This is a genomic window from Agrobacterium sp. M50-1, assembly GCF_049843495.1.
GTDB lineage: Bacteria > Pseudomonadota > Alphaproteobacteria > Rhizobiales > Rhizobiaceae > Agrobacterium > Agrobacterium radiobacter.
The window spans coordinates 95,189-114,303 of record NZ_JBBHZH010000003.1; the positions used below are offsets into that span (position 1 = coordinate 95,189).

19 protein-coding genes are annotated in these 19,115 nt (G+C 59.1%); 12 read left to right on the forward strand and 7 right to left on the reverse strand.

Going from position 1 to position 19,115, the window contains the following annotated elements:
• Window positions 1–18: 18 nt before the first annotated feature.
• Window positions 19–903: a dihydrodipicolinate synthase family protein gene (locus tag WDZ78_RS08000; protein ID WP_425672750.1), complete on the reverse strand. Its 885-nt coding sequence runs from the start codon at window positions 901–903 to the stop codon at window positions 19–21.
• A 306-nt stretch (window positions 904–1,209) separates the two neighbouring features.
• On the opposite strand from WDZ78_RS08000, the gene WDZ78_RS08005 reads away from it, so the two are divergent.
• From WDZ78_RS08005 to rutF, 7 genes are all read left to right on the forward strand, one after another.
• On the forward strand, window positions 1,210–1,821 hold the full coding sequence (locus WDZ78_RS08005; RefSeq protein ID WP_425672751.1) for a biliverdin-producing heme oxygenase: 612 nt from the start codon (window positions 1,210–1,212) through the stop codon (window positions 1,819–1,821).
• 405 nt (window positions 1,822–2,226) lie between these two features.
• A complete protein-coding gene (gene rutA, locus WDZ78_RS08010) occupies window positions 2,227–3,318 on the forward strand; it encodes a pyrimidine utilization protein A (RefSeq protein WP_425672752.1) in 1,092 nt (363 codons plus the stop codon).
• Complete coding sequence (rutB, locus tag WDZ78_RS08015) at window positions 3,315–4,055, forward strand: pyrimidine utilization protein B (protein WP_425672753.1); 741 nt, start codon at window positions 3,315–3,317, stop codon at window positions 4,053–4,055. The genes rutA and rutB overlap by 4 nt, the downstream gene beginning before the upstream one ends.
• Before the next feature lie 26 nt (window positions 4,056–4,081).
• Window positions 4,082–4,468 carry a pyrimidine utilization protein C gene (gene rutC, locus WDZ78_RS08020; protein WP_003492069.1) on the forward strand — a complete coding sequence of 129 codons (387 nt, stop codon included), beginning with the start codon at window positions 4,082–4,084 and terminating at the stop codon, window positions 4,466–4,468.
• Between the two features lie 14 nt (window positions 4,469–4,482).
• The gene (gene rutD, locus WDZ78_RS08025; protein WP_425672754.1) at window positions 4,483–5,274 is read left to right on the forward strand and encodes a pyrimidine utilization protein D; all 792 of its coding nucleotides are present in this window, start codon (window positions 4,483–4,485) and stop codon (window positions 5,272–5,274) included.
• A 16-nt stretch (window positions 5,275–5,290) separates the two neighbouring features.
• Window positions 5,291–5,881 (forward strand): malonic semialdehyde reductase, encoded by a 591-nt coding sequence (locus WDZ78_RS08030; RefSeq protein WP_020810425.1) that lies wholly within the window; start codon window positions 5,291–5,293, stop codon window positions 5,879–5,881.
• Window positions 5,882–5,907: 26 nt separating this feature from the next.
• Window positions 5,908–6,432 (forward strand): NADH-dependent FMN reductase RutF, encoded by a 525-nt coding sequence (rutF, locus tag WDZ78_RS08035; RefSeq protein WP_026363926.1) that lies wholly within the window; start codon window positions 5,908–5,910, stop codon window positions 6,430–6,432.
• 147 nt (window positions 6,433–6,579) lie between these two features.
• Here the strand turns inward: rutF and WDZ78_RS08040 are convergent, their stop codons facing one another.
• From WDZ78_RS08040 to WDZ78_RS08050, 3 genes are all read right to left on the reverse strand, one after another.
• A complete protein-coding gene (locus WDZ78_RS08040; protein WP_425672755.1) occupies window positions 6,580–8,025 on the reverse strand; it encodes an NAD(P)(+) transhydrogenase (Re/Si-specific) subunit beta in 1,446 nt (481 codons plus the stop codon).
• A gap of 19 nt (window positions 8,026–8,044) precedes the next feature.
• Window positions 8,045–9,619 carry a Re/Si-specific NAD(P)(+) transhydrogenase subunit alpha gene (locus WDZ78_RS08045; protein ID WP_425672756.1) on the reverse strand — a complete coding sequence of 525 codons (1,575 nt, stop codon included), beginning with the start codon at window positions 9,617–9,619 and terminating at the stop codon, window positions 8,045–8,047.
• A gap of 197 nt (window positions 9,620–9,816) precedes the next feature.
• The gene (locus WDZ78_RS08050; RefSeq protein WP_425672757.1) at window positions 9,817–11,700 is read right to left on the reverse strand and encodes an MFS transporter; all 1,884 of its coding nucleotides are present in this window, start codon (window positions 11,698–11,700) and stop codon (window positions 9,817–9,819) included.
• 167 nt (window positions 11,701–11,867) lie between these two features.
• On the opposite strand from WDZ78_RS08050, the gene WDZ78_RS08055 reads away from it, so the two are divergent.
• The 3 genes from WDZ78_RS08055 to WDZ78_RS08065 all read left to right on the forward strand — a co-directional run bounded on the left by WDZ78_RS08055 (window position 11,868) and on the right by WDZ78_RS08065 (window position 14,273).
• Window positions 11,868–12,098, forward strand: a complete 231-nt coding sequence (locus tag WDZ78_RS08055; protein ID WP_020011684.1) for a hypothetical protein — start codon at window positions 11,868–11,870, stop codon at window positions 12,096–12,098.
• A 110-nt stretch (window positions 12,099–12,208) separates the two neighbouring features.
• On the forward strand, window positions 12,209–13,243 hold the full coding sequence (locus WDZ78_RS08060; RefSeq protein WP_174036430.1) for an aspartate-semialdehyde dehydrogenase: 1,035 nt from the start codon (window positions 12,209–12,211) through the stop codon (window positions 13,241–13,243).
• A gap of 214 nt (window positions 13,244–13,457) precedes the next feature.
• Complete coding sequence (locus WDZ78_RS08065; protein ID WP_078051652.1) at window positions 13,458–14,273, forward strand: lytic murein transglycosylase; 816 nt, start codon at window positions 13,458–13,460, stop codon at window positions 14,271–14,273.
• 189 nt (window positions 14,274–14,462) lie between these two features.
• Here the strand turns inward: WDZ78_RS08065 and WDZ78_RS08070 are convergent, their stop codons facing one another.
• Complete coding sequence (locus tag WDZ78_RS08070; RefSeq protein ID WP_020011681.1) at window positions 14,463–15,104, reverse strand: carbonic anhydrase; 642 nt, start codon at window positions 15,102–15,104, stop codon at window positions 14,463–14,465.
• Between the two features lie 175 nt (window positions 15,105–15,279).
• Entirely contained in the window at window positions 15,280–16,155 is an 876-nt protein-coding gene (gene pdxY / locus WDZ78_RS08075; RefSeq protein WP_020011680.1) for a pyridoxal kinase PdxY, read from the reverse strand.
• A 224-nt stretch (window positions 16,156–16,379) separates the two neighbouring features.
• On the opposite strand from pdxY, the gene WDZ78_RS08080 reads away from it, so the two are divergent.
• Together WDZ78_RS08080 and WDZ78_RS08085 are read left to right on the forward strand one after the other, a co-directional pair.
• Window positions 16,380–17,840: a phospholipase D-like domain-containing protein gene (locus WDZ78_RS08080; RefSeq protein ID WP_425672758.1), complete on the forward strand. Its 1,461-nt coding sequence runs from the start codon at window positions 16,380–16,382 to the stop codon at window positions 17,838–17,840.
• A gap of 49 nt (window positions 17,841–17,889) precedes the next feature.
• Entirely contained in the window at window positions 17,890–18,735 is an 846-nt protein-coding gene (locus WDZ78_RS08085) for an endonuclease/exonuclease/phosphatase family protein (protein ID WP_020011678.1), read from the forward strand.
• A 50-nt stretch (window positions 18,736–18,785) separates the two neighbouring features.
• On the opposite strand, the gene WDZ78_RS08090 is transcribed toward WDZ78_RS08085, so the two are convergent.
• Window positions 18,786–18,989 (reverse strand): hypothetical protein, encoded by a 204-nt coding sequence (locus tag WDZ78_RS08090; RefSeq protein ID WP_425672759.1) that lies wholly within the window; start codon window positions 18,987–18,989, stop codon window positions 18,786–18,788.
• Window positions 18,990–19,115: the final 126 nt, after the last annotated feature.

The window sequence follows — 19,115 nt, forward strand, 5'->3', positions numbered from 1 at the left end:
CAACCTTTCAAGGTCTGTTCAGGCGGCCTGTTTGCGAAACAGCGCATCAAATGCACCTTCGATCTGCCGCCGGTCCTCCGGTGAAATGGCAACGAGCGGCGCGCGCACGTCAGACCAGATATTTTCCCCTGTCGTGTGTGATACCAGCACCTTGACGGCTGGTGTAACCGGGAATTTCAGAAGTTCCACAACAAGATCGACGATGCGTGGGTCGTCCTTGCCGTCAACGGCCATGGCGCGCACTTCCTGCGTCAGGAAATTGGCGACGCCTGAAATCGCTCCCTGACCGCCGAGGCGAACACCCTTGGCGAGATCGCGCTCATCGCCGATCAGGATGGCGAGGTCGCCGTGCTCTTTCAGCAGACGCTCGGTATGTGCCCAATTGCCGGAGGAATCCTTCACACCGGTGACGATGCCCGGGAAGGCCTTCTTGAGACGACCCACCAGTTCCACCGACAGTGTCACCATGGTCACGGAAGGGATGTTGTAGACGAGAATGTCGCGTGCGCCCTTGCCGATCTTTTCGAAAACCGCCGAGAACCAGGCAAACAGGCCGTCATCGCTGACATTCTTGAAATAGGAGGGCGGGGCGAGAAGAATGTTGCGGGCGCCTGCGCTCAACGCCTCGGCGGATTGTTCGGCCGCATCTTCGATGGAATCCACGAGAACGCCCGTGACGAGACGGGAGGGTGTAATGCCTGCCTCGATGAAGCGGGATAGAATGACCTGCCGTTCGCGGCTGCCGACGGAGCATCCCTCGCCGGTGGTGCCAAAGAGTGTGACGCTGTCGCAGCCATTTGCAAGGCAACGGCGGGCATGCGCGATCATGGCTTGGATATCGACGGTTCCGTCAGTTTTGAAAGGGGTCGTCAGGGCTGCCGAAAGGCCGAATTTCTGGGTCAATTAAGATGCTCCTCCAAGATGGCTGCAGATTGATGGCATACTGACATGTTAGTTGTAAAGAGCTAATTGCAACACGATTATTCGCCGGGTGAAAATGAAGGGAGTTTGCTGTGAACTCTGGCTGGAGAGCGGTTTTGCGAAGGGAAAGTGACAGGATGGTTATACTGGTCCGTGCCGACGCGGCTTTTCCGCCACGCTCTCGGCCTATCCTCTTGGCAAGGTGGGTGAATAAATGCAAAAATAAATTTGACTGTTTGAGTAAAGATTTTTATCAGGCGATCTGATTGTGGGATAAAGGGAAATATCATGAGCATTGTGGAGCCGTCAGCGCCTGTGGAAGAGATCGAGCAGAGCCGCGTAAAGCGCCTGAGAGCGGCAACGCGTGGTGCGCATGGCGAACTCGATGCCTTCATCATGGCAGCCAAGCCGTTCGAGAGCCGGGAGAACTTCGGCAAATTCGTGGAAACGCAATATCTTTTCCATCGCGACCTCGATGCTTTCTTCTCCAACGCAACGCTCGATAGCCTGCTGCCCGATCTCAAGGGTCGCCGTCGTCTCTCCATGATCGAGCAGGACCTTGCCGATCTCGGTCACGCTATTCCCGAAACCGCGGCACCGCGCTTTACCGGCGAAACGCCATTCGATCTGCCGGAGGCCATGGGCTGGCTTTACGTGGTCGAAGGATCCAATCTCGGCGCGGCTTTCCTCCTGAAAGATGCGGCGAAGCTCGGTCTTGGCGAAGAATTCGGCGCGCGCCATCTGGCCGGTGCTCCGGAAGGGCGCGGCCTGCACTGGCGTACTTTCACTGCCGCGCTCGATGAAATTTCGCTGACGGTTGAAGAGGAAGAGCGGGTTGTCGCAGGCGCCGAGGCTGCCTTCCGCGCCGTGCATGCCTATGCGCAGCAGCGGCTGGGTTGAGTTTTTGACATAGCTCTTTTAAGAGCTATCCACGATTGATCGAAATTTCTAAAGCCCAATGCCGTCATCCTCGGGCTTGTCCCGAGGATCTGCAACCGTTTGATTTTACTGAACGTGGATAGATCCTCGGGACAAGCCCGAGGATGACGAAGAGTGTGAAGCGCCCCTTGCCGCACTTCAGGCCCATTGCGAAAGCCTCCCCTCTTACCCCTCTCGCATTCCATTTATGCCGAATAAACAGGCAAATATTTTGACCAAATGATAAATTTTTTATCTTTTGGTCAAGGCTCACTGCGCCCCCGAAATTTTATCCATTTGATAAAATTATTTTATTTGGTCTGGCACAGAACCTGCTACTCTTTTGTCAAGTCAGGAGACACCTGACGCTAAAAAGGGAACAGCAAAATGGAAGTTGGTGTTTTTATCCCGATCGGGAACAATGGGTGGCTTCTTTCCGAAAACGCGCCGCAATACAAACCGAGCTTCGACCTGAACAAGGCGATCACGCTGAAGGCGGAGCAATATGGTTTCGACTTTGCGCTGTCGATGATCAAGCTGCGCGGCTTCGGCGGCAAGACCGAGTTCTGGGACTATAATCTGGAATCCTTCACGCTGATGGCGGGCCTCGCCGCCGTCACCTCCAAGATCAAGCTGTTCGGCACCGCCGCCACGCTTGTCATGCCGCCGGCCATCGTCGCGCGCATGGCGACGACGATCGATTCCATTTCCGACGGCCGTTTCGGCATCAACCTGATTACCGGCTGGCAGCGTCCTGAATACAGCCAGATGGGGCTTTGGCCGGGCGACGATTATTTCGGCGACCGTTATGAATATCTCGGCGAATACACCACGGTGCTAAGGGAACTGCTGACGGACGGGCAATCGGACCACAAGGGCAAGTTCTTCCAGATGGATGATTGCCGGATGAAGCCGGTGCCGCAGGGTGATGTGAAGCTCATCTGCGCCGGTTCCTCCAATTCCGGCATGGCGTTTTCGGCCAAGTTCGCCGATTACAGCTTCTGCTTCGGCGTCGGCGTCAATACGCCCAAGGCCTTCGCGCCCACCAATGAGCGCCTTCTCGCGGCAACGGAAAAGACCGGCCGCGACGTTAAATCCGTCGTGCTGACCATGATCCTCGCAGAAGAAAAATCCGAGGATGCCTGGGCGAAGTGGGAGCACTACAAGGCCGGTGCGGATGAGGAGGCGATCAAGTGGCTCGGCCTGCAAAGTTCTGTCGACACCAAATCCGGTTCGGATACCAATGTCCGGCACATGTCCAATCCCGTCTCGGCGGTCAATATCAACATGGGAACGCTGATCGGCTCCTATGAGGAAGTGGCGGCCATGCTGGACGAGATGAGCGAAGTGCCGGGAACGGGCGGCGTGATGCTGACCTTCGACGACTTCCTCGAAGGCGTCGAGAAATTCGGCAAATATGTGCAGCCGCTGATGAAGAGCCGCAAGCATGTTCTGGCCGAACTGGAGGCTGCGGAATGAGTGAAGCCGTTGTGGCGGGTTACAAGGGGCCGGAAAGCCGCTCGGAAAGCGTGACGCTTCCCGCCCGGCCGGAGCCGATCACCCTCAAGCCGAGCGAGACCGCCGTTGTCGTGGTCGATATGCAGAACGCCTATTCGACCGAGGGCGGTTATGTCGATCTGGCCGGGTTCGATATTTCCGGGGCCAAGGGCACCATCGCCAACATCAAGAAGACGCTGGATGCGGCGCGGGCGGCGGGTGTTCAGGTCATCTATTTCCAGAATGGCTGGGACAAGGATTATGTCGAGGCGGGCGGGCCGGGTTCGCCCAACTGGCACAAATCCAATGCGCTGAAGACGATGCGCAAAAGGCCGGAACTGCAGGGCCAGCTCTTGGCCAAGGGGACGTGGGATTACGCCATCGTCGATGAGCTGCAACCGCAGCCCGGCGATATCTTGGTGCCGAAGACGCGTTACAGCGGTTTCTTCAACACCAATATGGACAGCGTCCTGCGTGCCCGCGGCATCCGCAATCTGGTCTTTGTCGGCATCGCCACCAATGTCTGCGTGGAAAGCTCGCTGCGCGACGCCTTCCATCTCGAATATTTCGGGGTGATGCTGGAGGATGCCACACATCATCTCGGTCCTGACTTTATCCAGCAGGCGACGGTCTACAATGTCGAGAAATTTTTCGGCTGGGTGGCGACCGTCAATGATTTCTGCGGCGTCATCTCGCAGGCCGCACCCGTCAGGGATTGATCCCCAAACACAAAGAGGAGAATGAAATGCCGAAGAAGATCGTCGTGCCTGCCGGTACAAGCAAACCCATCGCCCCTTTTTCGCCGGGAACCCTTGCCGATGGCGTGGTTTACGTTTCCGGTACGCTGCCATTCGACAAGGACAATAATGTCGTGCATGTGGGCGATGCCAGCGCGCAGACCCGCCATGTACTGGAAACCATCAAGTCAGTCATCGAAACCGCTGGCGGCACGATGGAGGACGTGACGATGAACCACATCTTCATCACCGACTGGGCGAATTACCAAGCCGTCAACACGGTTTATGCCGAATATTTCCCCGGCGACAAGCCGGCGCGTTATTGCATCCAGTGCGGCCTCGTGAAGCCCGACGCGCTGGTGGAAATCGCCACCGTCGCCCATATCGGCAAATAGGGCGAAGCGGCACGATGATGCATTTCGAGGTTCATGGCCGGGTTGATCCTGAGGCGCCCACTATCCTGCTGTCATCGGGGCTGGGTGGATCTGGCGCCTATTGGGCGCCGCAGATCGAGGCTCTTTCCGGTCATTTCCGGATCGTTACCTACGACCATCGCGGAACCGGCAGGACCGGCGGCGAAGTGCCGGCGGATGGCGGCATATCGGCGATGGCGGATGATGTTCTGGAGATTGTCTCGGCTCTGAATCTCGAAAAATTTCACTTCATGGGCCATGCGCTCGGCGGGCTGATCGGTCTCGATATCGCGCTGCGCAAGCCCGACCTCATCGACAGGCTTGTTCTTATCAATGCCTGGAGCAAGGCCGATCCGCATTCCGGGCGCTGCTTTGATGTGCGGATCGAGCTTCTGGAGAAATCCGGCGTCGAGGCTTTCGTGAAAGCCCAACCGCTGTTTCTGTATCCGGCGGCCTGGATGTCGGAACATCAGGAGCGGCTTGCACGCGACGATGCGCATGGTGTCGCGCATTTTCAGGGCAGGGCGAATGTGCTTCGGCGCATCGCGGCGCTCAGGGCCTTCGATATCGATACCCGTCTTGGCGAGATCGACAATCCGGTGCTGTTGGTGGCGACGAAGGACGATCTTCTGGTGCCCTATACCCGGTCGCTACGTCTTGCTGAGGGTCTGCCGCAAAGCGAGCTTTGCCTCCTCGATTTCGGGGCGCATGCGGTCAATATCACCGAGACTGACCTTTTCAACGCGCGGCTTTTGCGGTTTCTGCTGCCGGCAACACGGCCATTCTGACAGGATTTTTAAGACAATGACGACAGCACTCGACGATAAGGCACTTGCAGCACTTTTCACCGCGGCACGCACCCATAATGGTTGGGCTGACAAGCCGGTCGGCGACGAGACACTGAGAGCACTTTACGATCTGACGAAGATGGGGCCGACCTCGGCCAATTGCTCGCCGGCGCGTTTCGTGTTCGTGCGCAGCCCGGAAGCCAAGGAAAAGCTGAGGCCCGCGCTTTCTTCGGGCAATCTCGAAAAGACCATGGCTGCACCGGTGACGGTGATCGCTGCTATCGACCGCGAATTTTACGAGAAATTGCCGGTGCTGTTTCCACATGCCGACGCGCGTTCGTGGTTTACCTCCAGCCCGGCCGTTGCCGAGGAAACGGCCTTCCGCAATGCCACTTTGCAGGCGGGTTATCTCATTATTGCGGCCCGCTCGTTGGGACTGGATACCGGGGCGATGTCCGGTTTTGACAAGGCCAAGGTGGATGCGGCGTTTTTCGCAGGCACGACATGGAAGTCCAACTTCCTGATCAATCTCGGATATGGCGATCCGTCGAAACTGTTCGGCCGCCTGCCGCGTCTCGGCTTTGAAGATGCCTGTGTCCTGGCTTGATGGCCTGTTAAGGAAGGATGGGTTAGATGCGGATGATGTCTCTTGAAAAGGAAGCGGAAATGGAGACGAAGACTGCAGAGCAGCGCAGCCTCGAATACAGAAACGCCATGGCGCGGCTCGGTGCGGCGGTCAACATCGTCACCACGGACGGTGTGGCTGGGCGTGCGGGTTTTGCAGCGACGGCCGTTTGCAGCGTTTCCGACAATCCGCCCACGCTTCTCGTCTGCCTCAACCGCAATGCCTCCGCCTATAAGGTGGTGAAGAGCAACGGCGTCATCTGCGTTAACACGCTTGCCGCGCATCACGAGGTGCTGAGCACGCTTTTCGGTGGCAAGACACCCGCCGATGAACGCTTTGCTGCCGGCAGCTGGGGTGTGCTTGAAACCGGCGCGCCGGTTCTGGAGGATGCGCTGGTTTCCTTCGATTGCCGCATCCGCGAGGCCCATGATGGCGGCACGCATGATATTCTGATCTGCGATGTCGTCGATATGAAGATCAATGAGGGCGAAGAAGCGCTGCTCTATTTCAACCGGCGTTACCGGGTGCTTTGAGAGCGGTCTCTGGGGCCGGTTGATACCCTTAACTCACGATCAGCTATTGGCGCGCCGTCATCCTCGGACAAGCCCGAGGATGACGGCGGAGCTTTCTTTTCACGTCAGTAAGAAGGGCGCTCCCGGAGACCGGAAACGCCCTTTCTCTTACTTGATCAGCGGCAGAAGGTCGTTGATCGACTTCTTCGCATCGCCGTAGAACATGCGGGTGTTGTCCTTGTAGAACAATGGGTTCTCGATGCCGGAGTAACCCGTGCCCTGGCCGCGCTTGGAGACGATGACGAGCTTGGATTTCCACACTTCCAGAACCGGCATGCCGGCGATGGGCGAGTTGGGATCGTCCTGTGCCGCCGGGTTGACGATGTCGTTGGAGCCGATGACGATGACGACGTCGGTATTGGGGAAGTCGTCGTTGATCTCGTCCATTTCCAGCACGATGTCGTAAGGCACCTTGGCTTCGGCGAGCAGCACGTTCATGTGGCCGGGAAGGCGGCCCGCCACCGGGTGGATGGCGAAACGCACGGTCTTGCCGTCGGCGCGCAGCTTGCGGGTCAGTTCGGAGACCGCGCTTTGCGCCTGCGCCACCGCCATGCCGTAGCCGGGAACGATGATGACGCTGTCGGCATCGTTCAGTGCCGAAGCAACGCCTTCGGCGTCGATGGCCACCTGTTCGCCATCGATTTCCATCGCCGGACCCGTCGTGCCGCCGAAGCCGCCGAGGATGACAGAGACGAAGGAGCGGTTCATGGCCTTGCACATGATGTAGGACAGGATCGCACCCGAGGAACCGACCAGCGCGCCTGTCACGATCAGGAGATCGTTGCCGAGCGTGAAGCCGATGGCGGCGGCGGCCCAGCCGGAATAGCTGTTCAGCATCGAGACGACGACAGGCATGTCGGCGCCGCCGATGCCCATGATCAGGTGGTAACCGATGAAGAAGGCGGCAAGCGTCATCAGCACCAGCGTCCAGGCGCCCGCGCCATTGCAATACATGATGAGCAGCACGAGCGACAGGATCGCAGCGCCGGCATTCAGCAGGTGTCCGCCCGGAAGCTTCTTTGCCTTGCCGTCCACCTTGCCGGCAAGCTTGCCGAAGGCGACGACGGAACCGGTGAAGGTGACCGCGCCGATGAAGACGCCAAGGAAGACCTCGACCTTCATGATCGCCAGTTCCACCGGCGTCTTGTGGGCGAGGATGGCGGAAAAGCCTGTCAGCAGCGAACGCGCGGTCTCATCGAGCGAGGCGACATGCGCTTCCTCGATATGGGCGTTGAAGCCGATGAAGACAGCGGCAAGGCCGACGAAAGAATGGAGGGCTGCAACAAGCTGCGGCATCTCGGTCATCTGCACGCGGCTTGCGACGAAATAGCCGAGAACGGAACCGCCCGCCAGCATCAGAAGCACGACGAGCCACTGCCCGGCGCCCTTGCTGATCTCAGGGCCGAAGACGGTGGCGACAATGGCGAGACCCATGCCCACGATGCCGTACCAGACGGCGCGTTTGGCGCTTTCCTGTCCGGAAAGTCCGCCGAGAGAAAGGATGAAAAGAACGGCTGCGGCAACATAGGCCGCGGAAACGATACCAATGGTCATAAACTGTCCCCTACACGGCTCAGGACTTCTGGAACATGGCGAGCATGCGCCGTGTCACGAGGAAACCGCCGACGATGTTGATCGTCGCGATCAGGACGGAAAGCGAGGCGAGGATCACCACCAGCCAGTTGCCGGAACCGATCTGCAGCAGCGCGCCGATAATGACGATGCCGGAAATCGCGTTCGTCACCGCCATCAGCGGCGTGTGCAGCGAGTGGCTGACATTCCAGATGACAGAGAAGCCGATAAAGCAGGCGAGCACGAAGACGATGAAATGGCTCATGAAGCTTGCCGGCGCATAAAGGCCGACGAGAAGCAGAACCGCCGTGCCGATGACCAGCAGGCCGACCTGACTTTTCGTCTGCGCCTTGAACTCGGCCCGTTCCTTGGCGTGCTTTTCCTCAGGCGTAAGCTCTTTTGCTCTTTCCTTGGGTTTCTGCGCGGCAATGGCCTGGATCTTCGGCGGCGGCGGCGGGAAAGTGATCTCGCCCTGATAGGTGACGGTCGCGCCGCGGATGACGTCGTCTTCCATGTTGTGAACCGGCTTGCCGTCCTTTGCGGGCGTCAGGTCGGTCATCATGTGACGGATGTTAGTGGAATAGAGCGTCGAGGCCTGCGTCGCCATGCGGCTCGGGAAATCCGTATAGCCGATAACGATGACGCCGTTGTCGGAGACGACGCGCTGGTCGGGAACCGTCAGGTCGCAATTGCCGCCGCGCTCGGCAGCAAGGTCAATGATGACCGAACCCGGCTTCATTGCCGCCACCATGTCGGCCAGCCACAGCTTCGGGGCATCGCGACCCGGTATCAGCGCGGTGGTGATGACGATATCGATCTGCGGCGCCAGCTCGCGGAATTTCTCCAGCTGCTTCTCGCGGAATTCCGGCGAGGAGGGGGCGGCATAACCGCCGGTCGCTGCACCGTCCTGGCTCTGGTCGGCGAAATCGAGATAGACGAATTCGGCGCCCATGCTCTCGATCTGTTCGGCCACTTCCGGGCGCACGTCGAAGGCATAGGTGATGGCGCCGAGCGAGGTGGCCGTGCCGATGGCGGCAAGACCGGCAACACCTGCGCCGATGACCAGAACCTTGGCGGGCGGCACCTTGCCGGCGGCGGTGACCTGACCGGTGAAGAAGCGGCCGAAATTATTGCCCGCCTCGATGACTGCGCGATAGCCGGCGATATTGGCCATGGAGGACAGCGCGTCCATCTTCTGGGCGCGGGAAATGCGCGGCACCATGTCCATGGCGATGACATTTGCGCCCTTTTCCTTGGCCTGCTCCAGAAGGTCCTTGTTCTGGGCGGGGTAGAAGAACGAGATCAGCGTCTTGTCCGAAGACAGGCGATCAATCTCCGACGTTTCCGGCGGACGAACCTTGGCGATGATGTCTGAACCGGCGTAAAGCGCATCGGCGCTGTCGACGATTGTTACACCGGCGGCGCGATAGGCGTCGTCGGAAAATCCCGCCGCCTTGCCTGCACCGGTTTCGAGGATGCAATCATATCCGAGTTTCTGCAATGCCTGGGCGCTGTCGGGCGTCATACCGACGCGCGCTTCGCCCTCATATAATTCCTTAGGCGTCCCGATCTTCAAAATGGCTCTCCCTCTGCCTGAAAATACAGGGGGGTCATAACCTATTCAGGGGGGCTTTGTCTCCATATTGATTTTGTCTTGCCTGCGACGGAATGACAGCCCCCTGCGACAGTTCGTTCGATATTGCGGCTCGCGGCGCAATAAAAGAACCCGGCGCCTGCGCGCCGGGTTCCGAAAATGTCCGTCAGGACCGTTGCTCACTCCATAGTGTGGATGTCGCGATCCTTGGTTTCCGGCAGGAACAGCAGGCCGACGACCAGCGTGATGCCTGCGAAAATGATCGGATACCAGAGGCCGTAATAGATGTCGCCCTTCGCCGCGCTCATCGCAAAGGCGGTGGCGGGCAGGAGGCCGCCGAACCAGCCGTTGCCGATGTGATAGGGCAGCGACATGCCGGAGTAGCGGATGCGGGTCGGGAACAGTTCGACCAAGAGCGCCGCGATCGGGCCGTAGACCATCGTCACGTAGATCACGAGGACGGTCAGAACCGCGATGATGACGATCCAGTTCACGGCGGCCGGATCGGCGACCATGGCGAAGGTGCCACCGCCGGCAATTGTGTAGACGGCCATCTCGGCTGCTCCGGCGGTTTCCGCCGGTGTCAGCAGCTTGTCCGCCACCAGCTTGTCGGTCGCAACCATCTTCTTGTCGGCGGCGCGAACCGCGTCGGCATTGAGGTTGAGTTCCGGGTTGGCGGCAATGAAGGCGTCCAGTTTCGCATCCGGCACCTGTGCCGCGCCGCGCACCAGCGGATAGCCGCTGTCATGCAGTGCGATGTTGACCTGCTTCTGGAAGGCCTTGTCCTTGGCCGCGGCATCCGCACCGGCTGCGATCGCGTCGTAGCTGGCGATGGTGGCGTCGCCGAGCTTGACGCTCGCCGGCTGGCCGGCTGTTCCCGCGACGACGTCATAGGGAACGGAGTTGCGCGTCAGGAACGAGGTGGCGATATCACAGGATGTGGTGAATTTCGCCGTACCTGTCGGGTTGAACTGGAACTTGCAGTCGCCCGGAGCCGCGGTCACGGTGGCGCGAACGCTGGCCTGCGCTTGCGCAAGTGCCGGGTTACCCGCCCAGGTGAGCGCCTTGAACAGCGGGAAATAGGTCAGCATGGCGAGAACGAGACCAGCCATGATGATCGGCTTGCGGCCGATCTTGTCGGAAAGCCAGCCGAAGATCACGAAGAAGCTGGTGCCGAGGATGAGCGCTGCCGCGACCATGATGTTGGCTGACTGGCCATCCACCTTCAGAATGCTCTGCAGGAAGAACAGCGCGTAGAACTGTCCGGTGTACCAGACGACGGCCTGACCGATGACGGCGCCGACGAGGGCAAGCAGGGCGATCTTGGCGTTTTTCCACTGGCCGAAGGCTTCGCTGAGCGGCGCCTTGGAGGTCTTGCCCTCTTCCTTCATCTTCTTGAAGGCGGGGGATTCATTCATTTTCAGACGGATCCAGACGGATACGCCGAGCAGCAGAACGGAAACGAGGAAGGGAATACGCCAGCCCCAGGCGGCGAAGGCTTCCTTGCCGAGTGCGAACTGCACGCCGAGGATGACGACCAGCGACAGGAACAGGCCGAGCGTCGCCGTCGTCTGGATCCAAGAGGTGTAATAACCCCTGCGGCCATTGGGGGCGTGTTCCGCCACATAGGTTGCGGCACCGCCATATTCGCCGCCGAGCGCCAGACCCTGAAGCATGCGCAGGACGATTAGGATGATCGGAGCGGCGATGCCGATCTGGGATGCGCCGGGCAGGACGCCGACGAGGAAGGTCGAAACGCCCATGATGAGAATTGTGATCAGGAAGGTATATTTACGGCCGACAATGTCGCCCAGACGGCCGAACACCAGCGCGCCGAAGGGGCGCACGAGGAAGCCCGCGGCAAATGCCAGAAGCGCGAAGATGTTGCGCGTTGTTTCCGGATATTGGCTGAAGAAGTTCGCGCCGATATAGATCGCGAGCGAACCGTATAGATAAAAATCGTACCATTCGAAGACTGTTCCGAGAGAAGAGGCGAAAATCACCTTCTTCTCTTCACCCGTCATCGGACGGGCTGCGCCGCTTACGGCTGCAACATTTGCCATTGTCTGTCCTCCACAGATGTCCCAATCGGCGCATTGCGGAGCCCATCTCTCTCCTCCGGGCAAACCTTGCGGCTGCAATGCGCGTGATGTCAGAGTGACAGAAAATTAACCCCAATAAGAGCGATGCTTTCGGATTATGACTTTAGTCTAATGTATAATGTGCAAAAATGTCGCAGCGCGGTTTTGGCCTGCCCGCACCGGATGGTCTGAAACGCGCCTTTTTTCTTGACACAAACAAGAAACCTTCTAATAGCTTCTCGCGAAGAAGGAGCATCACCTTGCGCATGCATGTTGCAGACATGTTCGTCATGGAAGGACCGGCACGATCCGCCGGCGATGATCCGCGCCTTTCTTATTCTATCCGAATTACGGCCAAAACGACGATTAAAACCGTCTGACGTCTCTGGCCACCGCTCTCTCCCCGGTTTGGCCGGGGATCGTGGAAGCCGCGATCTAATGCGGGTTCCCACCTCACCAAAAAGAGGAGAGACAGAAAGAGAGCTTGATCATGGGTTTCAAAGTTGCAATTGCAGGCGCCACCGGCAACGTCGGTCGCGAAATGCTCAATATCCTGGCCGAACGCGGTTTTCCCGCCGATGAAGTCGTGCCGCTTGCTTCCGCCCGTTCGCAGGGCACGGAAGTATCCTATGGCGACCGCACGCTGAAGGTCTCGAACCTCGAAAACTACGATTTTTCCGACACCGATATTTGCCTGATGTCGGCCGGCGGCGATGTGTCCAAGAAGTGGTCGCCGAAGATCGGCCAGCAGGGCTGCGTCGTCATCGATAACTCGTCCGCATGGCGCTACGATCAGGACGTTCCGTTGATCGTTCCGGAAGTCAACGCCGATGCGGTCGCGGGCTTCACCAAGAAGAACATCATTGCCAACCCGAATTGCTCCACGGCGCAGCTCGTCGTCGCGCTGAAGCCGCTGCATGACTTCGCCAAGATCAAGCGCGTCGTCGTCTCCACCTACCAGTCGGTTTCCGGCGCTGGCAAGGAAGGCATGGACGAGCTGTTCCAGCAGACCCGCGCCGTCTTCGTCGCCGACCCGGTCGAAACCAAGAAGTTCACCAAGCGCATCGCCTTCAACGTCATTCCGCACATCGACGTCTTCATGGAAGACGGCTACACCAAGGAAGAGTGGAAGGTTCTGGCCGAAACCAAGAAGATGCTCGATCCGAAGATCAAGGTAACCTGCACGGCTGTGCGCGTTCCTGTCTTCATCGGCCATTCGGAATCGGTCAACATCGAGTTTGAGAACGAGATCACCGCCGATCAGGCGCGTGATATCCTGCGCGAAGCGCCGGGTTGCCTCGTCATCGACAAGCGCGAAAACGGCGGCTACATCACGCCGGTCGAATCCGCCGGTGAAGACGCGACCTACATCTCGCGTATCCGCGAAGATGCGACGGTCGAAAACGGCCTCAACCTGTGGGTTGTTTCCGACAATTTGCGCAAGGGTGCTGCCCTCAACGCCGTTCAGATCGCCGAGCTCCTTATCAATCGTGGTTTCATCAAGCCCCGCAAGGCGGCTGCCTGATACCATTTTTTAAGGTTCGTTAAGTATAACCCGTCTGTTCTGTGTGGGGCAGGCGGGTTTCATAATTGGCTGTCATCACGGCCAGTTTATTTGCAGGCCTTGCTGCCGAAAGGCAATTTAGGCCGCCAAAAGACAGTTTTGGCACCTGAATCATACAGTATTGAAGGTTTGGTTCTCGGGAAAATTCCCCAAAGTATATCGAAGGCAGATTTTGATGCGGGCAATGAAGGTAATTCTGGCTGGTGTGGCCATGGTTTCGGTTCTGGCAGCGACGCCGGTTATGGCCGCGCAATGCGGCAACACCTCGGCGGGTTTTGATGCCTGGGTCGGCGCCTTCAAGCAGGAAGCGGCGGGCCGCGGCGTCAGCGCCTCGGTGCTTGACCGTGCTTTCTCCGGCGTCTCCTACAACCAGGCGACGATCCGCGCCGATCGGGGCCAGCACAGCTTCAAGCTTTCCTTCGAACAGTTCATGCAGAAGCGCGGTGGTCAGACGATCATTTCACGCGGCAAGACCATGAAGAAGAACAATGCGGCTCTGTTTGCTTCCATCGAGCGCGCCTATGGCGTGCCGGCCGGTCCGCTGCTCGCCATCTGGGGCATGGAAACCGGCTTTGGCGGCTTCATGGGCAACCAGCATACGCTTTCCGCCGTTGCGACCCTTTCCTTCGACTGCCGCCGTTCGGATTATTTCACCGAGCAGCTTTATGCAGCCCTGAAGCTCGTCGGCAGCGGTTCGCTGAACGTCAACGCCAAGGGCGCTGCCCATGGTGAAATCGGCCAGACGCAGTTCCTGCCGCTGAACGTCGTGCGCTATGGCGTGGATTTCGACCGCGACGGCCGTATCGATCTCGTCGGCTCGCGCGCCGATGCGCTGGCTTCCACCGCGAACTTCCTCGTCGGCCATGGCTGGCAGCGTGGTGCGGGCTATCAGCAGGGTCAGGCGAACTATGCCGCCATTCAGGGCTGGAACGCCGCAAGCGTCTACCAGCAGGCCATTGCGTTCATCGGCAAAGCGATCGACGGCCAATAAGGTCTTAGGTTTGAAAGGCCTTGTGATAACAAGGCCTTATCCGCATTCTCGACGTCATCCTCGGGCTTGTCCCGAGGATTTGCGACGCTTCGATTTTCTGTTGGGTGGTTGGATCCTCGGGACAAGCCCGAGGATGACGGGAGTTACCTGAGCAGGCCAAACGGCGCCCGTAGAACCACCCCGCTTCAATCACAGGTCCGGGCGGCGAAAGTCGCCCGTTTTGCCGTCCATCACCCACAATTCGCCGGTCGAAATATCGAACCATGCGCCGTGCAGCTTGACCTTGCCGGCGGTTTCCTGCGCCTTGACGAAGGGGAAGCCGCGCAGATTGGCGATGGAGTTGCGGATGGAAACGCGCTCCAGCGCGGTCTGACGTTCGGAGGCGGTCATGACGTCGTTGCTCTGGATCTGCTCGGCCGCTGATTTGACCATGTTCATCCATTTGCCGATGAAGTCCCCCGGCGACAGCGGCTCAAGATTGGGGTCGAGCGCTGCCTGAATGCCGCCGCAGCGGCCATGGCCCATGACCACGATGTCCTTCACCTTCAGAACCTGCACGGCATATTCGATGGCCGCCGAGGTGGCGTGATACTGACCGTCCGGCTCGAAGGGCGGCACCATGTTGGCGACGTTGCGGACGACGAAAAGCTCTCCCGGTCCGCAGTCGAAAATGGTTTCCGGCGCCGAACGGGAGTCACAACAGGCAATGAACAGGGTCTGCGGTTTCTGTCCGGTCTCGGCCAGAACGCGATATCTTTCGCGTTCATCGACATAGCGGCCGCTCATGAAGTTCTTGTAGCCGTTGAGAAGGTTTTCCGGAAAATCTTTCATCTATCGCAGTACCGTTGTGCTTGGACCAAGATCAAGAGAAGAACTCGGTGCGTTGAAGACCAATCCTTTTTGAGCATTTTCGCTTTTCTTCGAACCGCGAAACCGCTCCAGCTCCTTGTTTGCCGCATTTCCAGCCGGGAGCCCGGGGATTACTTTCCTGGAAATGCTCTAGCCGCTATTTGCGCTTGCTGCGCGAAGGATGCAAGAGATGACGCATCTGCACCATGGCCATGGGTGTGGAGAGACTTGAAGAGTCCGTCTCCAGCGTCAGTTCGTTCATGTCGCGTTTTTTGGTGCGCGCCAGAATTTCGAAGACGCTGGCGGTTGCCAGCTGCAGCGCCTTTTCATCATCCAGGCCCTCCAGCAGGCGGGCGAGGAACAGCGCCGACATCAGGTCGCCGAGACCGTTCGGCGCATTTTCGATGGCGCGATGTTCGGCAAGCAGTGCGTGGCGGCCGCTGAGATAGAGGTTGCCGGTGCCGCCCGTCATCATCGGCACGGCTGAGGTGACCAGCATTTTCGGCGGGCCGAGTGCGAGCGCGGCATCCATGATGGCATTGTTGGTCTCAAGCTCGGCGCCGCTCATCCAGGCCAGTTCATAACGGTTTGGCGTGGCGACGGTGGCTAGCGGAATGAGGTGATCGCGGATGGCTTCGGCGGTCTCAAGGGGAATGTAAAGCCCGCCCAGATCGCCCATGACCGGGTCACAGGCATAAATCAGCGACGGGTTCTTTTCCTTGAGATTGCGGATCAGCCTTGCGACGGAGCGCACTTGCGCCGCGCTGCCGAAATAACCGGTCAGGACAGCCTTGACCTCGCCGATCCATTTGGCGTTTTCGAGGTCGGTCATGGCCTTGTCGAAATCGTCGTCCTGAAAGCGCATGCGGGTGGAAGGGCCGTGGCCGGGATGCCAGGGCATGACGATGGTGGGCACCGCCCATACCGGATAACCCAGCGTCTCCAGCGCAAAGACCGCCGCGCGGTTGCCGACGGAGCCACGCATGACGTGGCTGGAAATGACGATGACAGCGCCCTGTGTATTTTCCTGCATCACGGCCTTCTTGCTTTCAAACGAGGCAGAAAGCCCGCAAGTGCACCTCGCCCTGCCACTGCCAAAGATCAAGATGCGCTCTCATGACATATCGCAAGGCCGGTTTCCACCGTTAATCCCGCAAGGGTCTGTCCCGCAAAAGCATGGCGCGGTCGGGTTCTTTGTCTCTGCCGGCGTTACCTGCCTGTCATTGCGGGATTGCCGAAGTACTCTATAGTTGCAACATGCTCGATCTCGTCATTGCCTATTGGCCGCATATCCTTGCCGTTCTCTCGATTTTGATGGGAACCGTGGCGGCCGTGCATGCCACGATGACGAAGGAGGAGGTGCGCTCCGCGCTCGGTTGGGTCGGCGTCATCGTTCTCTCTCCCATCGTCGGCGCGGTCATCTATGCGATTGCCGGCATCAACCGCATTCGCCGGTCCAACATCACGCAGAAGCGGTCCTTCATGCAGGACGAGATCATGGATCGCGTGGCGCGTCTGGATGCCGGCGGCGACACGATCGCCGCGCGCTTCGGACGGCGTTTCGAGGCGATGAAGACGCTGGGCGACCGGGTAACGCGCCATGCGCTGACGACCGGCAACGGTATCGAGCCGCTTTTGACCGGAGATGCGGCCTATGCCGCCATGCTGGAGGCGATCGGGGAGGCGAGGCGCTCGATCATTCTCGAAACATATATTTTCGACAATGACCGGATCGGCGCCCGTTTTGTCGCCGCGCTCGAAAGGGCGAAGATTCGCGGCGTGGAGGTGCGTGTGCTGGTGGATGCGGTGGGTGCCCGTTATTCCGTGCCGAGCATCCTGCCGACGCTCAGGGAAAAGGGTATCGTCTGCGATGTCTTCAACGGCAATGTCATCATGGGGCTGCGGCTGCCCTATGCCAATCTGCGCACCCACCGCAAGATCCTCGTGGTGGACGGGCGCATTGCATTTAGCGGCGGCATGAATATCCGCGAGGGGTTTACCCTTGAGTTCGGTGGGGAAAGTCAGTCGCACGACACGCATTTCAAGATCACCGGGCCGGTGGTATCGGACTTTTTCTCCATTGCGGCGGAGGACTGGCGCTTCACGACAAAGGAGCTTCTGGATGCGCCGGTCTGGGATATCGCCATTCCCGATGGCGTGCCAGGCTCGCAGATCGTCGCCCGCGTCTGCTCCTCGGGGCCGGACAGGAGCATCGAGACCAGTCACAAGATGCTGATGGGGGCATTTTCCGTCGCCCGTTCCTCCATTCTCATCATGTCGCCCTATTTTCTCCCTGATCGGGAGCTTATTTCGGCGCTCATTACCGCTGCGAGGCGGGGGGTCGTGGTGGATATCATCGTGCCGAAAAGCAACAATCTGGTGCTTGTGGACAGGGCGATGACGGCGCAATTCGACCAGATGCTGAAGAATTATTGCCGCATCTGGCGGGCGACGGGGGCATTCAATCACTCCAAGCTTCTGGTGATCGACGGGCGCTGGAGCTACATCGGTTCTTCCAATCTCGATCCGCGTTCTTTGCGGTTGAACTTTGAGATCGATCTCGAAGTTATGGATGAGGAATTCGCAGCAACGATCGGGGAGCGCATCCGGGATGCACGTGCAACCGCCTTGCCCGTGCGGCTCAGCGAACTGAATGCGCGGCCATTCGTTGTCCGTTTTGTGGAGCGTGTCCTGTGGCTCGCTTCGCCTTATCTTTAGAATGCGGTGCGTCCGACGGGGCGCTGCGCGAGACCGGAGGCATAAACGCGTGAAAAAGAACGGTTTGCTGGAGGATGAAAAAACGGCTTTGACGAAAAACACCAGCCTGTCCGCCTTCGTCATGCAGTCGCTGCGCGACCGTCGTCAGCGGCAGAATGCGGCACCGGCGACGAAAGACCATTCCTTTCCGGTCATCGCCTCCTACAATGTGCATAAATGCGTCGGTCGTGACCGCAAGTTCGATCCCGATCGCACCAGCCGCGTCATTCAGGAAATCGGCGCTGACATCATCGCGCTTCAGGAGGCGGATAGCCGTTTCGGCGAGCGCACCGGCCTGCTTGATCTCGCCCGGCTGGAGCGGGAAAGCGGCCTCATCCCAGTGCCGGTGCAGGCCGGTGTGAAGGCGCATGGCTGGCACGGCAATGTCGTCCTTTTCAAGGAAGGCGCCGTCAGGGATGTGCATACGCTGAAATTGCCGGGGCTGGAGCCGCGCGGTGCGCTTGTCGTTGAACTGGATCTGAAGAGCGGCAGCACGCTGCGGGTCATCGCCGCCCATTTCGGGCTTCTCAGGCATTCGCGCGCCCAGCAGGCGAAAGCGCTGATCGGCCTTCTTGAAGCGCGCAACGAATGCGCGACCATTCTCATGGGAGACCTGAATGAATGGCGTCTCGGCAACGGTTCGTCGCTCAATACGTTCCGGGATGCTTTCGGCGCCTTGCCGCCGGCGGTGCCGAGTTTTCCGTCCAACCTGCCGGTGTTGGCGCTCGACAGGATCATCGCCAATCGAAAAGGGCTGATCGAGCAGGTGGAGGCGCATGACAGCGCGCTGGCGCGTATCGCCTCGGACCATCTGCCGCTGAAGGCTGCGGTCCGGACCGATCTTCTTCCGATCTGATCTTGCTACGGCAAGCTATGCCGCAGGCAAGGTCCGGAGCCAGGCCGGCGTTAAATCCGCTGCATCGCCGTCAAGTGGCTGCGCGAGCGCGCTTCCAGCAAGGATGTGCGAATGGCTTCCATCAACCGCTCGCGATTGTTTCTGGTCTTGCCTCTGTCGAGATTTTGCGCGGAAAGCGCGAGATCAAGACCCTCATGCATCACTATCGAATAGGCAACGGTCGTTGCCCAGTTCTCGTAGTCCTGCTCCATCATGCCGCCCCTGAACTAAATCATTTAGTCCGAATCACCCTGTTCTTGGAAATTACCACAAAATTCCAAGCATAGAATAGCGTCGTTTCTTGAGGACCTGTCCGATTGAAGCCGATATATTGATTTTTG